This is a genomic window from Mesorhizobium sp. WSM4840, from assembly GCF_055811755.1.
Genome location: NZ_JBVVQD010000109.1, coordinates 1 through 927, shown reverse-complemented (window position 1 = coordinate 927; position 927 = coordinate 1). Strand labels below are relative to the sequence as shown.

Annotated in this window: 1 protein-coding gene; it reads left to right on the top strand. The window is 56.0% G+C overall.

Annotated elements, in window-relative coordinates; genetic code table 11:
- On the top strand, nucleotides 1–927 hold a 927-nt coding region (locus tag AC0L3I_RS36905; RefSeq protein WP_473530230.1), incomplete at both ends, for a type IV secretory system conjugative DNA transfer family protein.

Here is a 927-nt window from a genome sequence, read left to right as displayed (position 1 = left end):
AACTGCTACAATCCACTGTTGGATCTCATAGCACTGCATCCACAGCAGCAATTCACCGAAGCCCGCCGCTTGGCCGCGAACCTGATTACGGCCAAGGGGGAGGGGGCGGAAGGTTTCGTCAGCGGCGCGCGAGATATCTTTGTCGCGGGGATCCTTGCCTGCATCGAGCGGGGCACGCCAACAATCGGCGCCGTCTATGATCTGTTCGCTCAGCCGGGGGAGAAGTTTAAGCTCTTCGCGCAGCTCGCCATGGAGACCCGGAACAAAGAGGCACAACGCATCTTCGACGACATGGCGGGGAACGACACGAAAATCCTAACCTCCTACACGTCCGTGCTCGGCGATGGCGGGCTCAACTTGTGGGCGGATCCGGCTGTCAAGGCGGCTACAAGTCGCTCGGACTTTTCGGTCTATGATCTTCGCCGTCGCAGAACGTGCATCTATCTTTGCGTTGGTCCGAACGACCTTGAGGTGATCGCGCCTTTGATACGCTTATTTTTTCAGCAAATCGTTTCAATTCTACAGCGGTCGCTGCCCCGCCAGGACGAAAAGCACGAGGTTCTCTTTCTGCTCGATGAGTTCAAGCACTTGGGGAAGCTGGAGGCGATCGAGACCGCAATTACGACTATCGCGGGCTACAAGGGGCGTTTCATGCTCATCATCCAAAGCCTTTCGGCACTAACGGGGGCTTATGGAGAGGCTGGCAAGCAGAATTTTCTCAGCAATACCGGACTGCAAGTGTTCATGGCCACGGCCGATGACGAGACTCCGAACTACATTTCCAAAGCCATCGGTGAATACACGTTTGAAGCCAAATCGATTTCCTACAGCCAGTCGCGAGCGTTCGACCGGAACATTCAGAATTCGTTTCAAGGTGCGCCGCTGCTGCGTCCCGAACAGGTTCGGCTGCTCAATGACGAGTACGAG